The organism is Pyxidicoccus fallax, from assembly GCF_012933655.1.
GTDB lineage: Bacteria > Myxococcota > Myxococcia > Myxococcales > Myxococcaceae > Myxococcus > Myxococcus fallax.
Map to the genome: position 1 here is coordinate 16554 of NZ_JABBJJ010000027.1, position 22618 is coordinate 39171.

Genomic DNA, 22618 nt, shown 5'->3' on the forward strand with positions numbered 1-22618 from the left:
CCTGGAGCGGACGTCTGGGGCACGGTGCGCGGGTGTAAGCGCGGTGTGTCGAGGAGGAAGCAGTGGAATTAACGGACCAGGATGTCGAAGCCCTGGGGACGTGGGGATATTTCATCCGCTCCACGTTCCTGGGGGAATCAAGGGCCCGCGTCGTACGAGACGCGGTCCAGGCCCGCGTGGAAGCCGGAGGGCTCAAGCCGGCGGGCATTCGTCGAGGCGCGGACCTGACGCGCAACTCGGCGGTGAGGGGAGACCTCATCGACTGGGTGCTGCCGGAGCCAGGCACGCCTCTGGGTGAATTGTGGGAGGGCTACCGCGCGCTGGGAGAAGCGCTGTCCACGGGGGCGTACCTGGGGCTGGGACGGTTCGACCTTCAGCTCGCCTGCTACCCTGGCGGAGGGGCCCACTACGCGCGCCACCGAGACGCCTTCCCCGGGCAGTCCAACCGGCGCGCCACCGCCATCTGGTACGCCAACGCGGGATGGGAGCCGGCGCACGGGGGCGTGCTGCGGCTGTACCCCGAGGACTCCGCGCCGGTGGACGTGCCGCCCGTGCTGGACACGCTGGTGGTGTTCCTCAGCGAGCGCATCGAGCACGAGGTGCTGCCCGCCTTCGCCCCGCGCCTGGCGCTCACCGCCTGGTACTACGGGCGCGACGCGGGCTGACGCGGCTTCACACCGAGGGCGTGAGCAGGACGACGGAGTAGCCCACGGCCGTCTTCGTCCCCGGGTTTTCGTACGAGTGCTTCTGGTCTCCCCGGAAGACGACCACGTCTCCGGGCTGGAGGTGGAAGCGCTCGCCGCTGGCGACGAGCAGCAGCTCCCCGACTTCGCACGTGAGGTACTCGCGGGTGCCCGGCGTGTGGGGCACGCCGGTGATGCGCACCTGGGGCGGCAATTCCACCCGGTCGAACTCCATGCCGGGCAGCGGGTCGGGCAGCAGCTTGCGCAGCATGCCAGCGCCCCGCATGCGCACGGGCAGGCTGGTACGAGGATAGTGCCGGGCGCTCGCCCGCGGCTTCGCCACCAGCTCCTCCAGCGACACCTGGAGCGCCGCGGCCACGCGGTGCAGCACGGACAGCGTGGGGTTGGCCGCGCCGGATTCCAGGTGCGCCCACGTGGCGCGAGGCACGCCCGCCAGCTTCGCGAGCTGCGCCTGCGTGGCCCCGCGCGTCTCGCGGAGCGTTCGGATGTTGCGTGCCAGCCGGTCCGGCAGGTCCTCGTCGTTCATGGATTGGCAATCTGCCAAGGCTTTGGCCTCCGCACCAATGTTTTGGCGCGAGGCGGGTATCCCTCCCAGGAGAGGAGGAATGACGCATGAATCTCGTGGGAAAGGCCGTACTGGTGACGGGAGCGAGCCGGGGGCTGGGGCAGGCGCTGATGGCCACCTTCGCCCGCCGGGGGGCGCGAGTGGTGGGCGTGGCGCGCCACGCGGCGGAGCTGGAGGCCGCCGCCGCGCCCCTGCGCGCGGAAGGACTGGAGGTGCACACGCTGGCGTTCGACGTGGGGGACAAGGAAGCCATCTACCCGCTGGTAGGCGCGGCCACCGCGCTGGTGGGCCCGGTGGACGTGCTGGTGAACAACGCGAGCACGCTCGGACCCACGCCGCTGCAGCTGTTGCTGGACACCGCGTGCGAGGACCTGCAGCGGGCGCTGGAGGTGAACGTGGTGGGCCCCTTCCGGCTCACCAAGGCGGTGGCGGGCAGCATGGTGGTGCGGGGCGGGGGGCTGGTGCTGAACATCACCTCGGACGCGGCGGTGTCCGCCTATCCGCGCTGGGGGGCGTACAGCGTGTCGAAGGGCGCGCTGGAGCACCTGAGCCGCATCTGGGCCGCGGAGCTGGAGGGCACCGGTGTACGCTTCCTCAACGTGGACCCGGGGGAGATGGACACGCGGATGTACCGCGACGCGATGCCGGACGCGGACTTCACCCAGCTCCAGCGTCCGGAGGCGGTGGCGGCACGCATCGTCGCGTGGGTGGAGGGGCGGGCGGAGTCGCTGTCCTCGGGCAGCCGCCTGGAGGCAACGAAGCTGGAGGCCGCATGAAGCCCGCGACCTGGCCCAATGCCCACCCGGAGACGGGGCGCCTGTTGCACGTGGAGCCGCGCGCCGGACGCTTCTCCGACGCCCACGTGGCGGACCTGCCGTCGCTGTTGCGAGCCGGCGACCTGCTGGTGGTGAACGACGCGGCCACGCTGCCCGCCTCCCTGCCCGGGCGCACCGAGTCCGGCGAGCGCATCGAGCTGCGGCTGATGTCTCGCGAGCCGGACGACACGTGGACGGCGGTGCTCTTCGGCGCGGGTGACTGGCGCAAGCGCACCGAGGACCGGCCGCCCCCGCCGGTGCTGCCGGTGGGGACGCGCTTCATCGTGGGAGGACTGACGGCGCGGGTGGTGGAGGTGCTGCCGCCCTCGCCAAGGCTGCTGCGGGTGGCCTTCGCGGAGACGGGCGCGGCGCTGTGGGCGGCGCTGTACCGGGGAGGACGTCCGGTGCAGTACGCGTACACCGGCGGTCCGCTGGCGCTGTGGCACGTGCAGACGGTGTACGGCGCGCGTCCGTGGGCCGTGGAGGCGCCCTCCGCCGGCCTGCCCCTGACTGGAAGCCTGCTGCTGGGTTTACGAAGGAGAGGCGTGGCACTGGCGTCCCTCACCCACGCCGCCGGGCTGTCCTCCACGGGCGACGAGGCACTGGACTCGGCGCTGCCCCGGCCGGAGCGCTCGGACATTCCGCGGGCCACGGTGGACGCGGTGGAGCACACCCGGGCGGCAGGCGGGCGCGTGGTGGCGGTGGGCACCACGGTGGTGAGGGCCCTGGAGGGCCGCGCGGCACGGCACGGCGGACGGCTGGTGGCGGGAGAGGGGACGACGGACCTGCTGCTGGGGCCGGGCTACGTGCCACGCGTGGTGCACGGGCTGCTCACCGGAGTGCACGAGCCGGGCAGCAGCCACCATGCGCTGCTCCAGTCCTTCGCGCCGCTGCCGCTGTTGCGCGAGGCGGCGGCGCACGCGGAGGCACAGGGCTACCTGGGGCACGAGTTCGGGGACTCGTGCCTCCTGCTGGACGCGTGAGGCGACGGCTACTGAATCTGCGACGGCTCGAGCTCCACCTTCACCCAGCCCGGCTTGCGCAGGTCGAAGTTGCGGTAGGCGTCGATGGCGCTCGTCATCGGCTCCACGTGGGAGAGGATGGCGGTGGGGTCCACCACGCCGGTGCGCACCAGTTCCAGCAGCTTGGGGATGTACTTGCGGTGGTTGCAGTTGCCCATCTTCAGCGTGAGGTTCTTGTTCATCGCGATGCCGATGGGGAACGTCTTCATCTGCTGTGGGTAGACGCCGATGATGGACAGCGTGCCCGCCTTGGCGAGGGACTCCACGGCCCACATCGCCGCCTGGGCGGGCGCGTCGCCGGGCACCCAGTTGTCGCCTTCGGGGTTCGTCTTGGGGGCGACCTCCTTCACCTCGCGCTTGAACTCGGCCTTCTCCGCCTTGGCGGCCTTGGCCGCCGGGCCGTGGTGCGCGTGCATGGAGTCCACGCCCACCGCGTCGATGGCGCGGTCCACGCCGATGCCCTTGGTGAGGCGCATCAGCGCCTCGACGGGGGACTCCTGGTCGAAGTTGATGATCTCGGCCCCCTGGGCACGCGCCAGGTCCAGCCGGTCCTCGTGGCAGTCGATGGCGAACACACGGCCGGCGCCCAGCAGCTTCGCGCTGACGATGGCGAACAGGCCCACCGGCCCGCAGCCGAACACCGCCACGGTGTCACCGGGCTTGATTTCCGCCAGCTCGGCGCCGAAGTAGCCGGTGGGGAAGATGTCGGAGACGAGGATGGCCTGCTCGTCGGTGACGCCCTCGGGCACCCTCACCATGCCCACGTGGGCGAAGGGCACGCGCACCTTCTCCGCCTGCATGCCGTCGAAGGCGCCGGTCATGGCCGGGCCGCCGAAGAAGGCGGTGCCCGCCTGGGGGCCGTTGGGGTTCGCGTCGTTGCACTGCGCGTAGTACCCGGCGCGGCAGTACGAGCAGTTGCCGCAGGCGATGGTGGAGCAGATGACGACGCGGTCGCCGATGGTGAAGTTGCGCACGTCGTCACCGAGCGCCTCGACGTAGCCCACGCCCTCGTGGCCGAGGATGGTGCCCGGCTTCATGCCCGGCATGGTGCCGCGAATCATGTGGAGGTCCGTGCCGCAGATGGCGCTCGCGCTCAGCCGGACGATGGCGTCCGTTGGTTGCTCGATGCTCGGCTCCTCCACCTCGTCGAGCCGGATGTCCCCAATCCCATGGAAAACGACAGCCTTCATCGCGCGCGCTCCTGCCCCGTGACCGGGGCCTTTGTGCCAGGCAGACGGGCCCGCGGTGAGGGCAGACCCGTGCGCCTTGGAGGCTGGGCATCACCCTGGGTGGGGGCAAAGCGCGCGCCGCCTCCTCTTCTGGAGGGCAGGCGGACGGGCGGGCGTTAGCGCGGGGCACCCTGGTGGACGTGGAACGACAGCCGCTTGCCGAAGACGCGGCGGAAGTTCAGCACCTCGTGCTCCACGTTCCACAGCTCCAGGTCCACGGGGTGGCGGGCGTGCAGGTGCAGGGCGACGCCCTCGCGGCCGTTGGAGACCTTGAACTCCTTGATGGGCTGGTGATGGCTCAGGTCGAGCGAGTTGGCCACGCGCAGGAGGGTGGCCAGCTTGCGCACGGTGCGGGCCTCGGTGGGGTTGAGCCCGTCCATGCCCGAGTGGGTCAGCTCCGGCGGGCTGCGCCGGTGGTAGCGGGCGATGCGGGCGACCAACTCGCGCTCCCGGTCCGCGAGGCCGGGGATGTCCCCGTGGCGGATGAGGTAGTACGTGTGCTTGTGGTGGCGCTCGTAGCTGACGGCGTGGCCGATGTCGTGCAGCAGCGCGGCCACCTCGAGGTGGGGGCGCACGGACAGCGGGAGCTGGTGGAGGGCGGCGAGGCTGTCGAAGAGGGTGAGGGAGAGACGGGCCACCTGGCGCGCGTGCTTCTCGTCGAAGAAGAAGCGCTGGCCCATGGCGATGGCGGCGTCGGCGAGGCTGTGGTCCTCGCGCTCCTCGTCCTGGCGGTAGAGCAGGTCCACGAGGATGCCGTCGCGCAGGCCGCGGTTGACGACGCTGACGGACTCGATGCCCAGGTGCCGGGCCACGGCCTCGAGGATGACGGCGCCGGAGACGATGATGTCGGCGCGCTTGGGGTCGAAGCGCTTGCGGCGGCGCTCGGGGGACATGTCCGCGAGCGTGTCCACCGTCTGGGTGAGCTGGCGCACGGTGGCGTTGCCGCTGTTCTCGCTGGCGGCGAAGGACACCACGGCGTTGATGGTGCCGGACGAGCCGAGCGCCACACGGGGCAGGTTGGGCGGGCGCTCCGGGAGCATCTTGCGCAGCGCTTCGTAGACGAAGCTGCGCATGAGGCGCAGCTGCCTGGCCGTCACGGTGCCGGAGGCGTCGAAGACCTCGGTGAGGCGGACGGAGCCGAGGTTGAGGCTCCAGAGATTGTCGGGCTTCTCGCCCACGGCGGTGGCCACCTCGGTGCTGCCGCCGCCGATGTCGATGAGCAGCGAGCGGGTGCCGGGGGGCTTTCGGTGGAGGACGCCGAGGCAGATGAGGCGGGCCTCTTCCTTGCCGCTCACCACTTCGAGGTTGAGGCCGGCCTCCTCGCGGACGCGGCGGACGATGTCGTTGCTGTTGCGGGCCTCGCGCAGGGCGCTGGTGGCGACGGCGCGCACCTGGGCCTTGTGACGGCGGCAGAGGGCGGAGTAGCGGCGCAGGGTGGAGAGGAGGCGCTCGGCGGTCTCCTCGGGCATGGCGCCGGTGGCGAAGACGCCCTCGCCGGGACGGATGGGGTCTCGTTCCTGGTGCAGCGTCTCGAGCGCGCCATCGGCGTCCGGGCGTGCCAGCTCCAGGCGCACGGCGTTGGTACCCACGTCGATGGCGGCGAGAACGGGCTGGAGGGTCGGAGCGGGCATGTCGTGGTGTCGAGTGTAGGGCGCGACGCCGCGGGGTGCAGCGGGAATGGCACGGCGCTGTTCGGCAGCGGCCGTGTCACAAGGATGTTGCGCGCTCAGTCGAGGAAGCGGCGCTCCCACCGGCGGGTCTCCTCGGGGTCGCCGAGGATGTTGTCTCCCCGGTGGGTCCACGGCTCCAGCACGCGTGCCAGCTCGCGGTACGCGGGGAGGTCCTTGCCCTGCTCTGTGTCCCCGGCTTCGGGCCAGGCGCCGAGGGTGACGACGGCCCGGTCGCCTTCGAGCTCCTGCACGGTGGTGCCGGGGGTGTGCAGGCGGGAGCGCAGGCCGGACACGCCGCCCAGTTCGCCGAGCACGGGCTGGCCGAGGAAGGTAAGCCAGGAGGGACCGCGCACGCGTGTGCCGATGTTCATGGCGGTTGAGCGCGGATGGAGCACGTCCATCCCGGGATAGCGGAAGCAGTGCTTGCGGACTTCACGGCTGACGCCCACCACGTCCAGCCGGCAATTGAAGGCAAGGCCCGCGTTGCCGGAGTTGAAGGGCAGGGGGGCCGCAAGTTCCAGAATCAGCTCGCGCACCCATTGAGGCCCGCGCTCTTCCAGGAGTTCGGAGGGAAGCCAGTAGAGGACAAAGCCTGTTTCGTCCGGACCGCGGTGAATGGACGGGTCATCGAATGCGCGTCCCCGATAATCGAACCGGTACCGCACCTCGCGACTGGAGGAGTCCACCAGATGCACGTTGGCATAGCGTGGATTCAGCAGCTTCTGTCGGGTGTGCTCCCAGCTTGCCTCGTCGAGCCGCTGCCATTCCCCTTCTTCGTCCGCATACGAGTTGAGCGAATTGGGACCCAGGGCACGCAGGTAGGTTTCAAGGGAATGCATCACTCCTGACGCGACTTCAGAGTGCGGGCGCATCATGAAGAAGCAGATGCTCAGGCCTTCACGAATCAGGAGATATCCGCTCTGTGCGCGGACTCGAATCTCGGGAAAGTGCTCGCTCATCGAATGACCCCGATTCTGGGCTGGATGACCGCGGGGAGCTGCGTCGGCCTTAAAGCACCCATATACAGGTCTTGCTGATTACGGCCCTCATGCGGTGAACCGGAAGGGTAATCCCGCCATTGGGTGGGCTCGTCGGTGTTCACACACGGGAACTTGAAGTCATAGACTTCGAAAACCCGGTTGGGATCTCCCGTGTGGATGACGACATCTGGCGCGATGGAGCCCTTCAGTTCCCCGCCGCGTCCCTGCTCGAGCAGCGACCTGACCGTTTTCTCGTCGATGAACTCCCACCGCTCTGTGAGCGTGTCATAGCGATAGCTCGGCTCCAGGCTGAATCCACCCGGGCGCAGCTCGCTCAACCTCCGCTGGGCACATTCACGCGCACGCTTGTGCATCTCCGTGCCGAGCTTCCGAGCCCATGACACGGGCTGGTTCTTCTTGTCCCTCGCGGCCTCCTCCCTGCACTTCTCCTCGGTGGGAGGCACTCCATCGAGCAGCGCCAGAATCACCTCGGAGCGCGCCGCTTCGGCGCATTCTACCAGCGCCTGTTCAATCAGGTCCCGCTCTACCTCCGTCAGCACCCGCAGCACCGCGCTGCCTGCGGTGCCCACGGAAGCCGCCACCTGCACGGACCGGCTCGCGGGCAGGAGCGTCTCCTCTCCCGCCACCCTCGCGCACAGAGCCGGGGTCTGCCGGCAGGACGCCGTCGCCGAGTCCAGCCCGTACCGGTCCGTCCGCCCGCGCTCCGGTGTGCCCGCGCACCCTGAGAGCCACACAGCGAAACCCACGACCCACGGCCACCGCGGCATGTCCCCTCCCACGCGCGCCGACTCACAGCGCGCCGGGAGCGGACTCTAGGAACCCCGCACGCCCCACCTGAATACGGGGAACCCGCAGCCCTTCACTGCTTCCGCCGCCGGCCGATGAAGCTGGCGAACCGCTCCGCGAAGCGCGCCATCGGCGTCCGGGCATGCCCGCACCAGGCGCAGGGTGTTGCGCGCTCGGTCAGTCGAGGAAGCGGCGCTCCCAGCGGCGGGTCTCCTCGGGGTCGTTGAGGATGTTGTCTCCCCAGTGGGTCCATGGCTCCAGCACGCGTGCCAGCTCGCGGTACGCGGGGAGGTCCTTGCCCTGCTCGGTGTCCCCGGCTTCGGGCCAGGCGCCGAGGGTGACGACGGCCCGGTCGCCTTCGAGCTCCTGCACGGTGGTGCCGGGGGTGTAGAGGCGGGAGCGCAGGCCAGAGACTCCGCCCAATTCGCCGAGCACGGGCTGGCCGAGGAAGGTGAGCCAGGCGGGACCGCGCACGCGCGTGCCGATGCTCATGGCGGTTGAGCTCGGATGGAGCACGTCCATTCCGGGGTAGCGGAAGCAGTGCTTGCGGACCTCTCGGTCCACCCCTGCCTCGTCGAGGTGGCAGTTGAACGAGAACCCCGCGTTGCCCGAGGAGAAGGGGAGGGGGGCGGCGAGCTCCAGCACGAGTTCGCGCATCCTCTGGGGACCGTGCCGCTCCAGGACTTCAGTGGGAAGCCAGTAGGACACCGCGCAGACTTCCTCCGGGTTGTGGAAGATGGAGGAAGGGTCGAGCGACTTGCCGAGGTAGTCGACGAGGTACTGCTCCTCGTTTCTGGAGTCGCTCACGAGATGCACCGAGGCGAAGGGCTCTTCCAGCAGCGTGCGGCGGATGTGCTCCCACGCACGCTCATCGAGGCGCTGCCATTCACCCTCTGGGCCCGCATGCCAGGTCAGCGCGTCGGGCTCCAAGGCGCGTCGGTAGGTCTCGATGGAGCGCAGGACGCCACGAGCCAGCTCGGCATGGGGACGAGGCATGTAGAAACAGGCACTCAGTCCGTCTCGGACCCAAAGCGACCCATCGCGCGCGAAGACCCGAATCTTCGGGGGATGTCCGTTCATTGCGTGGCTCCCAGCCTGGGAATGATCTGCGTGGGACCGTGCTGTGGCTTCAGCGCCTTCTTGTACACGATGTCCTGTGCCTGCCCCGCATGCGCGTGGCCCTTGGGATACAGGGGCCAGGGAGGAAGCTGGGTGGGATTCACGCAAGGAAACTTGAAGTCGTAGATGGCCAGAGCCTGAAGCGGGTCACCTGTGTGGATGACGATGTCCGGGACAATCGTTCCCTTCAATTCATGGCTCCGCCCCTGGCTGAGCAGCGACCTGACGGTCTCTTCGCTCAGGAATTCCCAATGTCGTGTCTCCGGGTTGAAGCGATAACGCGGCTCCAGACTAAACCCTCCGGGGCGTAACGCTCCCAGTCTCCTCTGGGCACACTCCCGCGCAACCTTGTGCATCTCCGTGCCGAGCTTCCGCGCCCAGGACACGGACTGATTCTGTGCATCCTTCTCCGCCTCGTCCCTGCACTTCTCCTCGGTGGGAGGCTTCCCGTCGAGCAGTTGGAGGATGACCTCCGAGCGCGCCGCGTCGGCGCATTCCTCCAGTGCTTCTCGTATCCGGTCCCGCTCTACCTCCGTCAGCACTCGCAACACCACGCTGCCCGCGGTACCCACGGAAGCCGTCACCTGCACGGACCTGCTCACGGGCAGGAGCGTCTCTTCCCCGGCCATCCGCGCGCACAGCGCCGGGGTCTGCCGGCAAGTCGCCGTCGCCGAGTCCAGCCCGTACCGGTCCGTCCGCCCGCGCTCCGGCGTGCCCGCGCACCCCCAGAGCCACACAGCCAAACCCGCAACCCACAGCCACCGCGGCATGTCCCCTCCCACGCGCGCGGACTCACAGCGCGCCGGGAGCGGACTCTAGAAACCCCGCACACCCCACCTGAATGCGGGGAACCCGCAGCCCGTCACCGCTTCCGCCGCCGCCCGATGAAGCTGGCGAACCGCTCCGCGTTTCGAGCACGCCATCGGCATCCGGACGGGGCAGCTCCAGGCGCACGGTGTTGCGCGCTCAGTCGAGGAAGCGGCGCTCCCAGCGGCGGGTCTCCTCGGGGTCGTTGAGGATGTTCTCACCCCCGAGGAGCGTCCATGGCTCCAGCACACGCGCCAGCTCGCGGTACGCGGGGAGGTCCTGGCCCTGCTCGGTGTCTCCGGCCTCGGGCCAGGCGCCGAGGGTGACGACGGCCCGGTCGCCTTCGAGTTCCTGCACGGTGGTGCCGGGGGTGTGGAGGCGGGAGCGCAGGCCGGAGACGCCGCCCAATTCGCCGAGCACGGGCTGGCCGAGGAAGGTGAGCCAGGAGGGGCCACGCACGCGCGTGCCGATGCTCATGGCGGTAATGCCCGGGTCAGGCACGTCCATTCCGGGGTAGCGGAAGCAGTACTTGCGGACTGCCCGTCTGACGCCCACCAAATCCAACGCGCTGTTCAAGGAGAGGCCCCCATTGCCTGAGTTGAAAGGCAAAGGAGCCGCAAGCTCCAACATCAGCTCGCGGACCCATTGAGGGCCGCGCTCTTCCAGAATCTCGGAGGGAAGCCAGTAGGAGACGAAGCTTGCTTCATCCGGATGGGTATGGGGCGATGGCTCGTCAAGTGGCCGTCCCTGGTATTCGAAGTGGTACAGCTCCTCCCCATGGGAGATGCCGACGAGCTGGACATTGGCGCAACGTGGATGCAACAGCTCCCGACGGGTGTGCTCCCAGCCTTCCTCGTCGAGGCGTTGCCATTCCCCTTCCATATCAGCGTACGACTTGAGCGCCGCGGGACCCATGGCGCGTCGGTACGCCTCGAGTGAATGCATCAGACCGGTACGGAGCTCCGAGTGTGGTCGTTTGATGAAGAAGGAAACGCTGAGGCCATCGCGAATCAGGACGAAGCCGTTCTGTGCTCGGACACGGACATTGGGAATGCGTTCGCTCATCGGACGACCCCTATCCTGGGTTGTATGCTCGCGGGCCGGTGCGTTGGCCGTAATGCATCCTGGTACAGCCGCTGTTGGTTTCTGCCATTGTAAGGAGGATCCGGAGGGTAGCGCCGCCAGGGTGCGCGCTCGTCGGTGTTCACACACGGGAATTTGAAGTCATAGATGGCGAATACCCGGTTGGGATCTCCCGTGTGGATGACGACATCTGGCGCGATGGAGCCTTTCAGTTCCCCGCCGCGTCCTTGCTCGAGCAACGACCTGACCTCTTTCTCGTCGATGAACTCCCACTTCTCCGTATCCGGGTCATAGCGATACCTCGGCTCCAGGCTGAATCCGCCCGGGCGCAGCTCGCTCAACTTCCGTTGGGCACACTCGCGCGCGACCTTGTGCATCTCCGTGCCGAGCTTCCGAGCCCATGACACGGGCTGGTTCTTCTTGTCCCTCTCCGCCTCCTCCCTGCACTTCTCCTCCGTGGGAGGCACTCCATCGAGGATTGCCAGAATCACCTCGGAGCGCGCCGCTTCGGCGCATTCCACCAGCGCCTGTTCAATCAGGTCCCGCTCTACCTCCGTCAGCACCCGCAGCACCACGCTGCCCGCGGTACCCACGGATGCCGACACCTGCACGGCCCGGCTCACGGGCACGACGGTCTCTTCCCCCGCGACCCTCGCGCACAGCGCCGGGGTCTGACGGCAGGTCGCCGTCGCCGAGTCCAGCCCGTACCGGTCCGTCCGCCCGCGCTCCGGCGTGCCCGCGCACCCAGAGAGCCACACAGCCAAACCCGCAACCCACAGCCACCGCGGCATGTCCCCTCCCACGCGCGCGGACTCACAGCGCGCCGGGAGCGGACTCTAGAAACCCCGCACACCCCACCTGAATGCGGGGAACCCGCAGCCCGTCACCGCTTCCGCCGCCGCCCGATGAAGCTGGCGAACCGCTCCGCGAAGCGCGCCACCGCGAGGCCCACGATGTCCAGCAGCCACCGCTGGAACCCCGAGCGCGAGCAGTCCTCCAACAGCACGCGCCGCGACAGCGCCAGGTGCTTCTCCAGCCACAGCGCCGACTGCGCCGCCACGCCGGGCTCCTCCACCTCCACCAGCGTCTCCAGGTTCACGAGCGACAGCGGGTCCAGGTTGAAGCTGCCCACCAGCAGCTTCTTCCCATCCACCACCGCCGCCTTCGCGTGCAGCGTGGACGCCGTCCACTCGTGGATGCCCACCCCCGCGCGCAGGAAGTCGCGGTACAGCCGCATCGTCGCCGCGCGGGCGAACACCACGTCGCTGCGCCCGGCCAGCAGCAGCGACACCTTCACGCCCCGCCGCGCCGCCCGCTTCAGTGCCCGCACGAAGCCCACGTCCGGCAGGAAGTACGCGTGCGCCAGCACCAGCTCGCGCTTCGCCCCGTCAATCGCCGAGAGGTACCGCTTGCGCAGCCGGTGCCCACCGCCGAAGCCCGACAGGAAGACGCTCACCGCCCCCGACACCAGCGCGGACGCCCCCGCGTGCAGCCGCGCCCCGAGCTGCCGGCAGATGTCGCCCCGCAGCTCCAGCGCCAGATCCGCCCAGCCCGGCTCGTCGCCATGCGCCGCGTACTCGTCCCCGATGTTGATGCCACCCAGGAATGCCACCGCGTCATCCACCAGGAGGATCTTCCGGTGGTTGCGCCACGAGCGGCCCATGAAGAGCGACGTGAGCGGGTTGTACACGCGCACCTTCGCCCCGGCGGCCTTCAGCGTCTGCGTGAGGTGGCTGCTGGCCTTCATGCTGCCCCAGCCGTCCACCACCACCTTCACCGTCACACCTCGCCGCGCCGCCGCCACCAGCGCGTCGAGGAAGCGCGCGCCCACGCCCTCGCGCTCGAAGGTGTACACCTCCAGGTGCACCCGCTGCTTCGCGGAGGCGATGGCCTCCAGCATCCGCGGGTACGCCTCCGTCCCGCCGTCCAGCAGGGTGATTCGCTCTTCCGCGGTCACCTCCCGCGACGAGGGGAGGACCGGGGCGAGCGGGGGAACCATCAGGGCTTCGGGACGCACGCCCCCACCCTACCGCTCCCGGTGCGGAAGCGGGACGGCCTCCCAGTGACAGCGGCGCCATCCCACCCGCGTGGGCTTCAGTCGTCGTGCTTGCGAGCGCCCTTGCCCTTGCCCTTGTGCCGGCACTGATCGCCATCCCAGTACTGGCTCGGGTGGCACTCCTTGCGCTGCTTGCTGCTGACCTTGGACTTCTTCGACCGAGACGGAGAATCGTCGTGGTGTACGCGGTGGTAGATGCAACCCTGAAGTGAGACCAGGGCGAGGACGGGGACGAGGAATCGCAGATTCTTCATGGGGGGGCGCGCAGGGTAGCGGACTCCACCGTGGAGTCATCTCCCCCCGGACCCGCTCGCCCGGTGGGTGGCCACACGGGGCATCGACGCTGCGCGCGCGCTCCGCTACCCTCCGGCCCGTGCCTCCCGCAGAGAAGCTGACCCGTCATCGAAAGATTGGCGCCTACCGCGTGCTCGGAGAGCTGGGCCGCGGCGGCATGGCAGTCGTGTACCGCGGCCTTCACGAGATGCTGCAGCGTGAGGTGGCCATCAAGGAGCTGCTCCCGGCGGGCCAGCGCGACAAGGAGACCCTGTCGCGCTTCCGCCGCGAGGCGCTCGCGCTGGCCGCCTTCCGCCACCAGAACATCGTCACGCTGTACGACCTGGTGGAGAAGAACGACACCCTCTTCATGGTGATGGAGCTGGTGGACGGGCCCACCCTGCACACGCTCATCCGCGAGGGGCCGCTGCCTCCGGACGTCACCGGCGTCATCGCCGCGCGCATCGCCAGCGCGCTGGACCACGCGCACTTCCGCCACATCATCCACCGCGACCTCAAGCCCGCCAACGTCATGCTCACCAAGGCCGGTGAGGTGAAGCTGATGGACTTCGGCATCGCCAAGGACGTGGGCCTGGAGGCCCTCACCCAGCAGGGCATGGCCGTGGGCACCCCCTCGTACATGTCCCCGGAGCAGGTGACGGGCGCGCCGCTGGATGGGCGCACGGACATCTTCTCGCTCGGCGTGCTCCTCTACGAGGCCCTCTCCGGCGCACGGCCCTTCCAGGGCAAGACGGCGGGCGAGGTCTTCGCGAAGATTCGCGACGGCAAGTACACGCCGCTGGCCAAGGCGGCCCCGCACGTGCCCGCTCCGCTGGCGCGCATCATCCAGCGCGCCATGGAGGTGAAGCCGGAGGAGCGCTTCCCCGACGCCGCGGCCATGCGGCGCGAGCTGGACGTGTTCCTCGCGCAGGAGGTCCAGGTGTCCCACGCGGCGCTGCTGGTGGCCTTCCTGCGCCACCGCAACCGGCTGACGGAGACCGAGGCCCAGCAGCTCATGCGCCCGCAGGAGCTGGACGCCGCGTCGGTGGTGTTCGACACGCCGCGCTCCAGCTCCAATGGGAAGCTCAAGTGGGTGCTGGCCGCGGCCGCTGCGGTGGTGACCGCGGCGGGCACGGGGCTCTATCTGTCGCAGTCCCAGTGGGCGCCGCTCTTCGAGCAGCTCACCCGCTGAAGGGACGGCGCGCTTCAGCCCTTCTTCTTCTCGTGCGTGACGGTGACGATGGTGCCGATGCCGCCACGCACGAAGAAGTCGCCCACCACCGTGAGCTTGCGCGGCTGGATGGCCTTGATGATGTCGTCCGCGATGGTGTTGGTGACCTTCTCGTGGAAGGCCCCCTCGTTCCGGTAGGCCCACATGTAGAGCTTGAGGCTCTTGAGCTCCACGCAGAGCTGGTCCGGGACGTAGGAAATCTTGAAGCGGGCGAAGTCCGGCTGGCCCGTTAGGGGGCACAGGCAGGTGAACTCCGGGCAGTCGAAGGCGATCTCGTAGTCGCGCTCGGGGGCCGGATTGGGAAAGGTCTGAAGTTCCTTGGACGGCTGCGAAGGCATGACGCTGTCGTCTACCACACTGACGCTGAGTGTCATCCGTTCCGTGGATGTCCGCTGGCCGCCTGCCTCCAGGGGCATCTGTCGGGGCCCGAACGTGGCGGCCGTCCACCAGCGGGGAATCCAGGGGGAGGGCCGGTTGCCGGTCCGGCGAGGGGCTCATAATCCACCCAGGGTTTCTCCCCCCGCCCCGAGCACATGCCGCTTCCCACTGACGTCGAAGATGCCTTTTCGTGCCTTCCGCTGGCCCTCCTGCGCGTCGGTCCGGACCTGCGCGTCCAGTGGTGCGAGGAGGGCTTTTCCAGCAAGACGGGCGTGGAGCTGCGCGCCGGGGGCGACCTGCTCGACGCGCTCGAGCGGGGGCGCAGCCTGGACGCGGTGGAGCGCGCCATCCGCGAGGGCCGTCCGCACACCGGCCACGTCATCACCCGCGCGCTGAGGCAGGTGCGGGTGCAGGTGAGGCCCGCCCGGACAGGCGAGCGGCCGGGTGCCTGGCTGGTGGTGGAGCCCTCGGGCGTGGACGACGAGGGGGCCTTCTCGCAGGCGGTGCAGGAGATCGCTCGCGCGGTGGGCGAGACGCTGGAGGTGGACAGCGTGTGCGCCGCGGCCGTGGTGGCGCTGGTGCGCTGCGCGCAGGTGCGGCGCGCCGAGGTGTTCCTGTGCGACACGGACGGGAAGAACCTGCGCCGCGCGGCGGTGTCGGACCTGGCCGGGGGCGACGCGCCGGAGGATACGTTCGACGCGGAGGACGACCCGTTCCGCCAGGCGCTGGCGACGCGGCAGGCGCAGCTCGGCATCCAGCGCGGCTATGGCGACGCCATGGGCTCCATCTTCGCGGCGGTGCCGCTGTGCGCGCCGCGCCGGACGGTGGGGCTCTTGCTGCTCTACAAGGAGCAGGGCACGTCCTTCTCCGTGCGCGAGCTGGAGCTGTGGAGCGCCGCGGCCAACCAGCTCGCGGTGGCGGTGGAGAACGCGCGGCTGTTGCGCGAGGCAAAGGCGGCGCTCCAGGTGCGCGAGGACTTCATGTCCATCGCCAGCCACGAGCTGAAGACGCCGCTGACGCCGCTGAAGCTGGGCCTGTACACCATGGAGCGGCGCATCTCCGCGAACCAGCCGGTGGAGCTGGCCACGGTGCTCAAGTCCAAGCGGCAGGTGGACCGGCTGGTGGGGCTGGTGGATGACCTGCTGGACGCGTCGCGGCTGGACTCGGGCAAGCTGGAGCTGAAGCTGGCGCCGCTGGAGGTGGGGCAGCTGGTGGCGGAGGTGGTGGACCACTTCCGCGCCGCCTTCGAGCGGCCCTTCACCGTGGAGGTGCCGAGAGACCGCGTCTGGGTTCACGGCGACCGTGACAGGCTGGAGCAGGTGCTGGTGAATCTGCTGGAGAACGCGCACAAGTACAGCCCCGCGGGCGAGCCCATCACGGTGAGGGTGGAGAAGCTGGAGGGCGAGGCGCGCATCCACGTGCAGGACCACGGCATCGGCATTCCGGGGGCGGACCAGTCGCAGGTGTTCCAGCGCTTCTACCGGGCGCGCAACGTGTCGCACCGCAACTTCGGCGGGCTGGGGCTGGGCCTCTTCATCAGCAGCTCCATCGCGAAGCTGCACCGGGGCTCGCTCACGCTGGCCAGCTCGGAGGGCCACGGCAGCACCTTCACGATGACGCTGCCGCGCATGGCGTCGCACGAGGTGAAGCGGCTGCCGCGCCGGGTGCTGCTGCTGGACGAGGACCGGACGCAGGAGGCGCTGGCCGAGCGGGTGCTGCTCGCCGAGGGCTTCGAGGTGCTCACCGCGCGCGACGGGGCGGAGGCGTTGCGGCGGGCCACGCACCTGCCGGTGGACCTGATCGTCCTGTCCACGAGCGCCACGGGCGGACAGGTGGGCGTCTTCCTGGAGACCTTCGCCACGCTGCCGCGCGCGCGGCCGGTGCCCATCCTGCTGGCCGGCGACGAGCGGCCCTGGTGGGCGCAGGAGAGCACCACGCTGTGCACGCGCCCGTACCGCCCGGATGAGCTGGTGGCGCGGGTGCGCAACGTGCTGACGGTGGAGAAGCGCCGGGGGCCGGCGCTGTCGTCCTCCGGGAGCCGGAGCGAGGGGCCGCTCGAGGGGCTCAGCTCCCGGGTGTGAGGACGCGGAAGTCCGCCGGGGTGATTCCGGCGCGGGACAGCAGCTCGCGGGCCTTCGGGTGGAGGAAGGTGTCCAGCTCCACCTCGCGCTGGGCGGAGTAGCCGCTCTTGAGCGTCTCCGGCCGGTAGCCCGGGTGGCACATCAGCTCGATGACGCCGTCGGTGGGCAGCGAGGCGAGGTGTGATTCGAGGCGCTCCAGCGTCCAGTATGCCTCCGTGCCCGCGTCGCCGATGAAGTGCGCGTTGGTGGCCACGCCGTGGGACTGGAGCGCGTTGCGCATGGCTGTGTCCGTGGAGCGCACCGGCAGCCCGGCGGTGCGGGCGGCGCGGGCGAGACCCTGCAGGACCTGGGGATGCTGGTGCAGGTGCTTGTGCACGTCCACGTGGGTGGCCGGCTGACCGAGCAGCGCGGTGAGCCGCGCGAGCTGGGCGAAGGCCTCGGCCTCCACGACGTCCGAGGGCAGGGAAGCGGCGCGGGACTCCACGAGGCCGCCGTCCTCGCCGAGGAAGGCGCGGGGGAAGCCGCTCCACACGGGAGTGCCCCGGGCGAGGTTGAAGTGCAGGCCGATGGACAGGCCCCGGGCCTCGCGCGCGGCGGCCTCGGAGTGGGGCGTGTTCACCATGAAGGTGGCGGAGGAGACGACGCCCTCGCGCATGGCGCGGAGGATGCCTCGGGTGACGGCCGGGTCGTAGCCCAGGTCGTCGGCGTTGATGATGAGGGCGCGGGTGCTCATGCGGGGAGAATCACCACGCCGCACGCGTGGCGTCCAGGTCCGGTTGGCCGGGGTGTCATCGGCGGAACCGGGCCGGGTGCTGCCCGGGGGACCGAGTCCAGCGTTGCTCCTGGGGACGTGATGGCCGTACCCCCGGAGCGGTATGGGCGAAGCCCCGGCGGACCCTTGGAACTTCTGTATCAACGGTGAATCCGAAGTACATCCGGACGAATCCGGATGAGACCAAGGTCGACAACCTGCTCGAGCTTCCGGACTGCGCATAAGAGCACCGAGCCAGAACGGGCCGCTCTCTTGGGGGCCGATTGAGACTCGCACGGCTGGAGTGGGGCTGACCGGATAGGATGCCCGCCATGCACGATGAGAGCGCCGGTCGGACGAGGATCCTCGCGGGAGTGGGTATTGCGGGCGCGGTGGCCTTCTTTCTCGGGCTGGTCCTGGAGAGCCATGTCCTCCGCATGGCCACCAAGCCGGTGCCCATGCTCTGCCTGCTCCTGTGGCTGTGGCCGCCCCAGGCGCGCTATGCGCGGTGGGTCTTCGCCGGGCTCGTGCTCTCCCTGGTGGGAGATGTGCTGATGGAGGTGGGGCCCGAGCTCTTCCTCCCGGGGCTCGGCGCCTTCCTGCTGGCGCATGTGAGCTATGCCGTCGCGTACCTCACCGTGACCCGGAGCCTCCGCCTGGCGAGGGCGCTCCCCTTCGCGTTCTTCGGCGTGGGCGCCAGCGTGTTCCTGTGGCCGGGCCTCGGGAGCATGGCGCTGCCCGTGACAGCCTATGTGGTCGTCATCTGCACGATGGCATGGCGCGCGGCGGCCATGATGGGGGCCGAGGGGTTGGCGCGGCGCGAGCAATGGGCCGCGTTCGTGGGCGCGCTGTTGTTCGCCGCCAGTGATGGGTTGCTCTCCCTCAAGCTCTTCGTGCTCCCCCTGCCGGGCGCGAGCTACGTCATCATGCTGTTGTACTGGGGCGCGCAGCTCTGTCTCGCCCGCTCGGCTCACGAGGGGCTCTCGCGGGCCGAGCAGCGAAGGCCGCACCGGGTCGGGCAGCTTTCGACCTCATCCGAGTAGCGAACCCAGGACCACCTGCGCGGAGGCCGGTCTCCCCCAACTCCCGTTCTCAGCAGTTCCCGTAGAGGTAGTTCAACGCGATGATGTCGTAGCTGGTGAACTCACCCGTCTCGGTCGAGCGGAAGCACGAGTTCATGATGGAGCTGCCCACCGTGGCCGTGGTCGGCGTCCCGGGGATGTGGATGGCACCCACGCCAGCGGTGCCCTCGTTGGTGGCGGAGCCGCCGCAGCTGATGGCCCGGTTGTAGTAGTCCGTGTGGCGCAGACCGATGGTGTGGCCCAGCTCGTGGGTGATGACGTGCTCGATCACGTCCACGCCATAGCTGTTCAGCCCGGTGCCGATGTTGATGGTCCCATAGGGACGGCCGTTCGAGGGGAAGCCCGCGGAGCCGCCGGTGCCGGACATGGTCTGCGCGGTGATGTTCGCGTCGCAGCCAGTGGTCGGTCCCCGCGCCATGGTGAAGCAGAGCCCCAACTGGTTGTAGTTGGCGATGGCCGCGTCCAGACCCTGGCTGAGCCGGGCGTAGCTGTTGAACGCGGAGGTCGGGTTGATGCAGATCTTCTTCACGACGGAGACGTCGACGAGGTTGGTCGTGCAGAAGTGCTCCGCGCTCTTCTCGCCGCGCTGGAGCAGCTCACGGGACGCATCGAGGCTCACGTGGGTGTCGCGTCCCACGTAGACGGCGCCGTCGACGACCATGATGTCGTCGGCCGGAAACCCGGCCTCGACGAGGTTGGAGATGGTCTCCTCGTTCTCGAGGTGCGGGTCGGTATCGCAGCCGGCCAGCAACACGCCACAGCTCACCACGAGGACTGCCGCTTTCTTGAGCATGTTGGTTTCCCCTCCTGTTCAGGAAAGGGATTGTACCGGAAAAATCCGCGATTCGTGGCTTTGCGGAAAGGAATGATGATGGGCTGGCCGGTCCGTCCCGGCCCCGCGGGTGCTGTCTGACGCGGCTCGCCGTGCTGGAACCGAGGGTGCCCCAGGAACGACGAGGCCGCTCCGGCTCAGCTCCCCGTCGAGCACTCCGCCACGAGCGCACTCGCCCGGTCCGGGAAGCGCTCCGCGAGCACGCGCTTCACCTCGTCCACCGCCGCCGTGTTGCCGGTGTGCGCGTGGAGCTGGCAGCGCGCGGTGAGGGCGCGCGGGTCCTGCGGCGCGAGCCGGTCCGCCTCGCGATACGAGCGCTCGGCGGCGGCCGTGTCTCCCTGACGGAAGAGGACGGCCCCCAGGTAGTAGTGCGCCACGGAGAGCCGCGCGTCCTTGCGAATCGCGCGCTTGAGGAGGCTGGCCGCGTCGTCCACGCGCTGCTGGCGGAAGCGCACGAAGCCCAGCTCCGCGAGGCACTCCGCGTCGTCGTCGTTCTCGCGTGTCCATGCGGCAAGGACGGACGCCGCCTCGTCCAGCCGGCCGCTCTGGGACAGGAGCCGGCCATAGCGCGGCGTCACCTCGCGCGAGCGCGGCTTCAGCGAGTGGGCCTTCGCCAGCGCCGCGAGCGCGCCCGGCACGTCGCCCTGGCGCTCGCGCAGCTCCGCCAGCGCCAGCACGGGACGGACATCCTTGGGCGCCAGCGCGGTGGCGTCCTCGATGGCGCGCTCGGCCCGCTTGCCCATGCGCAGCTCCGTCGCCGCGCGCGCGGCCAGCAGGTGCGCCTGGACGTTCTTCGGGAAGCGCGAGGTGAAGGCCTCCGCCAACGTCAGCGCCTGGGTGTGCGCGCCCGCCGCCACCAGCAGGGCCCCGGCCCTGGCCAGCTCCTCCTCGGTGGCCCGCGCGTCCGTGCCCAGCCCGTCGAGCGCGGACACCTTCGCTTCAGGGCTGGCGGCGGCCTCGGCCTTCGCGAGCCGCTCGGCCGGAGGCATCGCCGGGCGCATGAGGAACCACGCCGCGCCTCCTCCGACAACGCCGAGCGCGAGCACGCCTCCGAGGATGGCGCCCAGCCGCGAGGACTTCCCGCTCCGGGCTTCCTCTCCGGACCGCGCCGCGTCCTTCGGGCTGGAAGCCGCGGGCTTCTCCCGCGAGCCCTTCGTGCCAGCGGAGTCAGCAGGCCTCGCCACGGCTGCTTCGCCCGGCGCGGTGCCGGTCTGCGCGTGCAACCCCTGGGGCGTCGCGCGCCGTCCTCCGGACACGGTGCCTGCCGTGACGCCTGGGACTCCGTGTGCATCGTGCGGCGTCTGCCCCCGTGCTTCCGGCGCCATCTGCGCCGCGGATGGGGAGGGGAGGGCACCCGCCGCTGAGTGCGGAGTCGCACCCCAGCCCTCTGCCGGGACGCCGCCATGCTCCGCCTGCGCCAGCGCGGGCCCCGTCCCATACGGATTCACGGCAGGCCCGAGACCGGCCACCTGCCGCACGTGCCCCGGAGGCGTCCCTCCGTGAGAAGGGTCCGCGAGCCGCGCCCGGCGCAGGGCCTGTCGCTTGGTATCCGTGTTCGGCGGGAACAGGGTGTCCACGTATGCCGCGAGCTGCTCGTGCGTGGCCACCTCCGCCGAGCCGCCAATGGCCTCAATCGCGTCGATGAACGACTCGAGGCTGTCGAAGCGCGCGGCCGGGTCCCTCGCCAGCGCGGTGAGGCACACCAGCTCCAGCGCCGCCGGCACGGAAGGGTCGAACGCCGTGGGGGGCTTCGGCCGCCCCTCCGCGATGCGCCCCAGCACTTCCTCCGCCGTCAGTCCCGTGAAGGGCCGCCGGCCGCAGAGCTGCTCGTAGAGCATGACGCCCGCGGCGAACAGGTCCGCGCGGTGGTCCACCGGCCTGCCGGCAATCATCTCCGGCGACATGTAGAAGAACTTGCCCTTGAGCACCCCGGGCTCCGTGCCCGAGCCCAGCGACTCCGCCTTGGCGATGCCGAAGTCGATGACCTTCACCGCGCCATTCACGCCCACGTGGATGTTGTCCGGCGTGAAGTCGCGGTGGACGATGCGCAGCGGCCGGCCCGTCTCGTCCACGGCCCGGTGCGCGGCGTCCAGTCCCCGGCACGCATCCGCCAGCACGCGCAGGGTGATTCCCAGCGGCACGCGCTGCCCGTTCTCGGCGGCCTCCTGGCGCAGCTCCGCGAAGGAGCGCCCCTCCAGGAGCTCCATGGCGATGAAGGGCTCCGTGCCCTCCATGCCCAGCTCCAGAATGGTGACGACGTTGGGGTGGCGCACCTGCGCGGTGATGCGCGCCTCGTTGAGGAACATCTGCACCACGCGCCGGTCCGAGGCCAGGTGCGGCATCAGCCGCTTCACCGCCACGGCCGGGCCGCGCTGCCCGTCCTCCTCGATGCGACGCCCGAGGTACACCTCCGCCATGCCGCCTGTCGCGATGCGCGCGGACAGGCGGTAGCGGCCCACCCAGTAGGGGTTCTGCTCCGGCTCCAAAGTGCCGGCAGTCTACGTGTAGGGGCCCACCCGCGTCCTCCTCCTGTCTCGGGCCCTGGCTGCTCGCCCACCCGCCGCGAACAACTCCACCGGAAACTTGCCCCATTCCACCGGGCGTCTCACCCTGGACAGTCCGAGCGCGCGACGCGGAGGCCGGCATGACGGGCATGGACAGGCTGCTATGGCTGGTGCACGCCGCATCCACCCTGTTCATGGCGGGCGTCATCGCCGTCATCCAAATCGTCCACTATCCGCTCTTCGCCCGGGTGGGCACCGCCGGCTTCCCGGCCTACGCGGCCGAGCACGGCTGGCGCATCACCTGGGTGGTGGCGGGGCCCATGCTCGTGGAGCTGGCGACCGCCGTGTGGCTCGTCTTCCGTCCGCTGCCCCCGGGCGTGCCCGCCTGGATGGCGTGGGCGGGGTTGGCCGCCGTCATCGCCCTGTGGCTGTCCACCTTCCTCCTCCAGGTTCCCCAGCACGAGGTGCTCCGGGTAGGCTTTGACCCCGAAGCGCACCGCCGGCTGGTCTTCACGAACTGGCTGCGCACGGCGTTGTGGTTCCTACGCGGGGTGTGGGTGCTCTACCTGCTCGCTCGCGCGATGGAGCGGGAGTGCTAACCTCCGGGGCCTTTCTGGCCCACGGGAGGA

Annotated in this window: 23 protein-coding genes; 8 read left to right on the forward strand and 15 right to left on the reverse strand. The window is 69.9% G+C overall.

Going from position 1 to position 22618, the window contains the following annotated elements:
- The first annotated feature begins 62 nt into the window (after positions 1-62).
- Positions 63-665: a 2OG-Fe(II) oxygenase gene (locus HG543_RS08295; protein ID WP_169344153.1), complete on the forward strand. Its 603-nt coding sequence runs from the start codon at positions 63-65 to the stop codon at positions 663-665.
- A gap of 7 nt (positions 666-672) precedes the next feature.
- Here the strand turns inward: HG543_RS08295 and HG543_RS08300 are convergent, their stop codons facing one another.
- On the reverse strand, positions 673-1230 hold the full coding sequence (locus HG543_RS08300; RefSeq protein ID WP_169344154.1) for a helix-turn-helix domain-containing protein: 558 nt from the start codon (positions 1228-1230) through the stop codon (positions 673-675).
- A gap of 86 nt (positions 1231-1316) precedes the next feature.
- Here HG543_RS08300 and HG543_RS08305 point away from each other — a divergent pair, with 86 nt between their 5' ends.
- Positions 1317-2045 carry an SDR family NAD(P)-dependent oxidoreductase gene (locus HG543_RS08305; RefSeq protein ID WP_169344155.1) on the forward strand — a complete coding sequence of 243 codons (729 nt, stop codon included), beginning with the start codon at positions 1317-1319 and terminating at the stop codon, positions 2043-2045.
- Positions 2042-3067, forward strand: a complete 1026-nt coding sequence (locus HG543_RS08310; protein ID WP_171817958.1) for an S-adenosylmethionine:tRNA ribosyltransferase-isomerase — start codon at positions 2042-2044, stop codon at positions 3065-3067. The genes HG543_RS08305 and HG543_RS08310 overlap by 4 nt, the downstream gene beginning before the upstream one ends.
- 8 nt (positions 3068-3075) lie before the next feature.
- On the opposite strand, the gene HG543_RS08315 is transcribed toward HG543_RS08310, so the two are convergent.
- From HG543_RS08315 to HG543_RS08360, 10 genes are all read right to left on the reverse strand, one after another.
- A complete protein-coding gene (locus tag HG543_RS08315) occupies positions 3076-4296 on the reverse strand; it encodes a zinc-dependent alcohol dehydrogenase (RefSeq protein WP_169344157.1) in 1221 nt (406 codons plus the stop codon).
- Positions 4297-4451: 155 nt separating this feature from the next.
- A complete protein-coding gene (locus HG543_RS08320; RefSeq protein WP_169344158.1) occupies positions 4452-5966 on the reverse strand; it encodes a Ppx/GppA phosphatase family protein in 1515 nt (504 codons plus the stop codon).
- Positions 5967-6061: 95 nt separating this feature from the next.
- Positions 6062-6964 (reverse strand): DUF3396 domain-containing protein, encoded by a 903-nt coding sequence (locus HG543_RS08325; RefSeq protein ID WP_171817957.1) that lies wholly within the window; start codon positions 6962-6964, stop codon positions 6062-6064.
- Positions 6961-7575, reverse strand: coding sequence for a hypothetical protein (locus tag HG543_RS08330; RefSeq protein ID WP_246356847.1), 615 nt, complete (start codon positions 7573-7575; stop codon positions 6961-6963). Before HG543_RS08330 ends, HG543_RS08325 begins: the two co-directional genes overlap by 4 nt.
- Positions 7576-7969: 394 nt before the next feature.
- Positions 7970-8788 carry a DUF3396 domain-containing protein gene (locus HG543_RS08335; RefSeq protein ID WP_246356848.1) on the reverse strand — a complete coding sequence of 273 codons (819 nt, stop codon included), beginning with the start codon at positions 8786-8788 and terminating at the stop codon, positions 7970-7972.
- Positions 8789-8868: 80 nt separating this feature from the next.
- Entirely contained in the window at positions 8869-9483 is a 615-nt protein-coding gene (locus tag HG543_RS08340) for a hypothetical protein (RefSeq protein WP_246356849.1), read from the reverse strand.
- 394 nt (positions 9484-9877) lie between these two features.
- Positions 9878-10783 carry a DUF3396 domain-containing protein gene (locus HG543_RS08345; RefSeq protein ID WP_211193805.1) on the reverse strand — a complete coding sequence of 302 codons (906 nt, stop codon included), beginning with the start codon at positions 10781-10783 and terminating at the stop codon, positions 9878-9880.
- A complete protein-coding gene (locus tag HG543_RS08350; RefSeq protein WP_169344161.1) occupies positions 10780-11592 on the reverse strand; it encodes a hypothetical protein in 813 nt (270 codons plus the stop codon). Before HG543_RS08350 ends, HG543_RS08345 begins: the two co-directional genes overlap by 4 nt.
- A 92-nt stretch (positions 11593-11684) precedes the next feature.
- The gene (locus HG543_RS08355; RefSeq protein WP_169344162.1) at positions 11685-12818 is read right to left on the reverse strand and encodes a phospholipase D-like domain-containing protein; all 1134 of its coding nucleotides are present in this window, start codon (positions 12816-12818) and stop codon (positions 11685-11687) included.
- Between the two features lie 77 nt (positions 12819-12895).
- Positions 12896-13111, reverse strand: coding sequence for a hypothetical protein (locus HG543_RS08360; protein ID WP_169344163.1), 216 nt, complete (start codon positions 13109-13111; stop codon positions 12896-12898).
- Positions 13112-13308: 197 nt separating this feature from the next.
- Between HG543_RS08360 and HG543_RS08365 the strand changes: the two genes are divergently transcribed.
- Positions 13309-14322, forward strand: a complete 1014-nt coding sequence (locus HG543_RS08365; RefSeq protein ID WP_246356851.1) for a serine/threonine-protein kinase — start codon at positions 13309-13311, stop codon at positions 14320-14322.
- A gap of 14 nt (positions 14323-14336) precedes the next feature.
- Here the strand turns inward: HG543_RS08365 and queF are convergent, their stop codons facing one another.
- Positions 14337-14699 carry a preQ(1) synthase gene (gene queF, locus HG543_RS08370; protein WP_169344165.1) on the reverse strand — a complete coding sequence of 121 codons (363 nt, stop codon included), beginning with the start codon at positions 14697-14699 and terminating at the stop codon, positions 14337-14339.
- A gap of 195 nt (positions 14700-14894) precedes the next feature.
- Here queF and HG543_RS08375 point away from each other — a divergent pair, with 195 nt between their 5' ends.
- Positions 14895-16820, forward strand: coding sequence for a hybrid sensor histidine kinase/response regulator (locus HG543_RS08375; protein WP_169344166.1), 1926 nt, complete (start codon positions 14895-14897; stop codon positions 16818-16820).
- On the opposite strand, the gene HG543_RS08380 is transcribed toward HG543_RS08375, so the two are convergent.
- Positions 16804-17553 (reverse strand): carbohydrate deacetylase, encoded by a 750-nt coding sequence (locus HG543_RS08380; RefSeq protein WP_169344167.1) that lies wholly within the window; start codon positions 17551-17553, stop codon positions 16804-16806. The two genes, HG543_RS08375 and HG543_RS08380, sit on opposite strands and share 17 nt — an antisense overlap.
- Positions 17554-17738: 185 nt before the next feature.
- Between HG543_RS08380 and HG543_RS57250 the strand changes: the two genes are divergently transcribed.
- Together HG543_RS57250 and HG543_RS08390 are read left to right on the forward strand one after the other, a co-directional pair.
- On the forward strand, positions 17739-17816 hold the full coding sequence (locus tag HG543_RS57250; protein WP_369334958.1) for a DUF3892 domain-containing protein: 78 nt from the start codon (positions 17739-17741) through the stop codon (positions 17814-17816).
- A gap of 87 nt (positions 17817-17903) precedes the next feature.
- Positions 17904-18614, forward strand: coding sequence for a lysoplasmalogenase (locus HG543_RS08390; RefSeq protein WP_169344169.1), 711 nt, complete (start codon positions 17904-17906; stop codon positions 18612-18614).
- Positions 18615-18663: 49 nt separating this feature from the next.
- Here HG543_RS08390 and HG543_RS08395 read toward each other — a convergent pair whose 3' ends face one another.
- Together HG543_RS08395 and HG543_RS08400 are read right to left on the reverse strand one after the other, a co-directional pair.
- A complete protein-coding gene (locus HG543_RS08395) occupies positions 18664-19446 on the reverse strand; it encodes a zinc-dependent metalloprotease (RefSeq protein WP_169344170.1) in 783 nt (260 codons plus the stop codon).
- 176 nt (positions 19447-19622) lie between these two features.
- Positions 19623-21971, reverse strand: coding sequence for a protein kinase domain-containing protein (locus HG543_RS08400; protein WP_169344171.1), 2349 nt, complete (start codon positions 21969-21971; stop codon positions 19623-19625).
- A gap of 158 nt (positions 21972-22129) precedes the next feature.
- Between HG543_RS08400 and HG543_RS08405 the strand changes: the two genes are divergently transcribed.
- A complete protein-coding gene (locus HG543_RS08405; protein ID WP_211193806.1) occupies positions 22130-22588 on the forward strand; it encodes a hypothetical protein in 459 nt (152 codons plus the stop codon).
- Positions 22589-22618: the final 30 nt, after the last annotated feature.

Coding starts and splice junctions, on each gene's coding strand:
- HG543_RS08300 (WP_169344154.1), bottom strand. CDS start 1,230: ATGAACGACGAGGACCTGCCGGACCGGCTGGCACGCAACATCCGAACG.
- HG543_RS08305 (WP_169344155.1), top strand. CDS start 1,317: ATGAATCTCGTGGGAAAGGCCGTACTGGTGACGGGAGCGAGCCGGGGG.
- HG543_RS08310 (WP_171817958.1), top strand. CDS start 2,042: ATGAAGCCCGCGACCTGGCCCAATGCCCACCCGGAGACGGGGCGCCTG.
- HG543_RS08315 (WP_169344157.1), bottom strand. CDS start 4,296: ATGAAGGCTGTCGTTTTCCATGGGATTGGGGACATCCGGCTCGACGAG.
- HG543_RS08320 (WP_169344158.1), bottom strand. CDS start 5,966: ATGCCCGCTCCGACCCTCCAGCCCGTTCTCGCCGCCATCGACGTGGGT.
- HG543_RS08325 (WP_171817957.1), bottom strand. CDS start 6,964: ATGAGCGAGCACTTTCCCGAGATTCGAGTCCGCGCACAGAGCGGATAT.
- HG543_RS08335 (WP_246356848.1), bottom strand. CDS start 8,788: ATGCCTCGTCCCCATGCCGAGCTGGCTCGTGGCGTCCTGCGCTCCATC.
- HG543_RS08345 (WP_211193805.1), bottom strand. CDS start 10,783: ATGAGCGAACGCATTCCCAATGTCCGTGTCCGAGCACAGAACGGCTTC.
- HG543_RS08350 (WP_169344161.1), bottom strand. CDS start 11,592: ATGCCGCGGTGGCTGTGGGTTGCGGGTTTGGCTGTGTGGCTCTCTGGG.
- HG543_RS08360 (WP_169344163.1), bottom strand. CDS start 13,111: ATGAAGAATCTGCGATTCCTCGTCCCCGTCCTCGCCCTGGTCTCACTT.
- HG543_RS08365 (WP_246356851.1), top strand. CDS start 13,309: ATGGCAGTCGTGTACCGCGGCCTTCACGAGATGCTGCAGCGTGAGGTG.
- queF (WP_169344165.1), bottom strand. CDS start 14,699: ATGCCTTCGCAGCCGTCCAAGGAACTTCAGACCTTTCCCAATCCGGCC.
- HG543_RS08375 (WP_169344166.1), top strand. CDS start 14,895: ATGCCGCTTCCCACTGACGTCGAAGATGCCTTTTCGTGCCTTCCGCTG.
- HG543_RS08380 (WP_169344167.1), bottom strand. CDS start 17,553: ATGAGCACCCGCGCCCTCATCATCAACGCCGACGACCTGGGCTACGAC.
- HG543_RS08390 (WP_169344169.1), top strand. CDS start 17,904: ATGCACGATGAGAGCGCCGGTCGGACGAGGATCCTCGCGGGAGTGGGT.
- HG543_RS08395 (WP_169344170.1), bottom strand. CDS start 19,446: ATGCTCAAGAAAGCGGCAGTCCTCGTGGTGAGCTGTGGCGTGTTGCTG.
- HG543_RS08405 (WP_211193806.1), top strand. CDS start 22,130: ATGACGGGCATGGACAGGCTGCTATGGCTGGTGCACGCCGCATCCACC.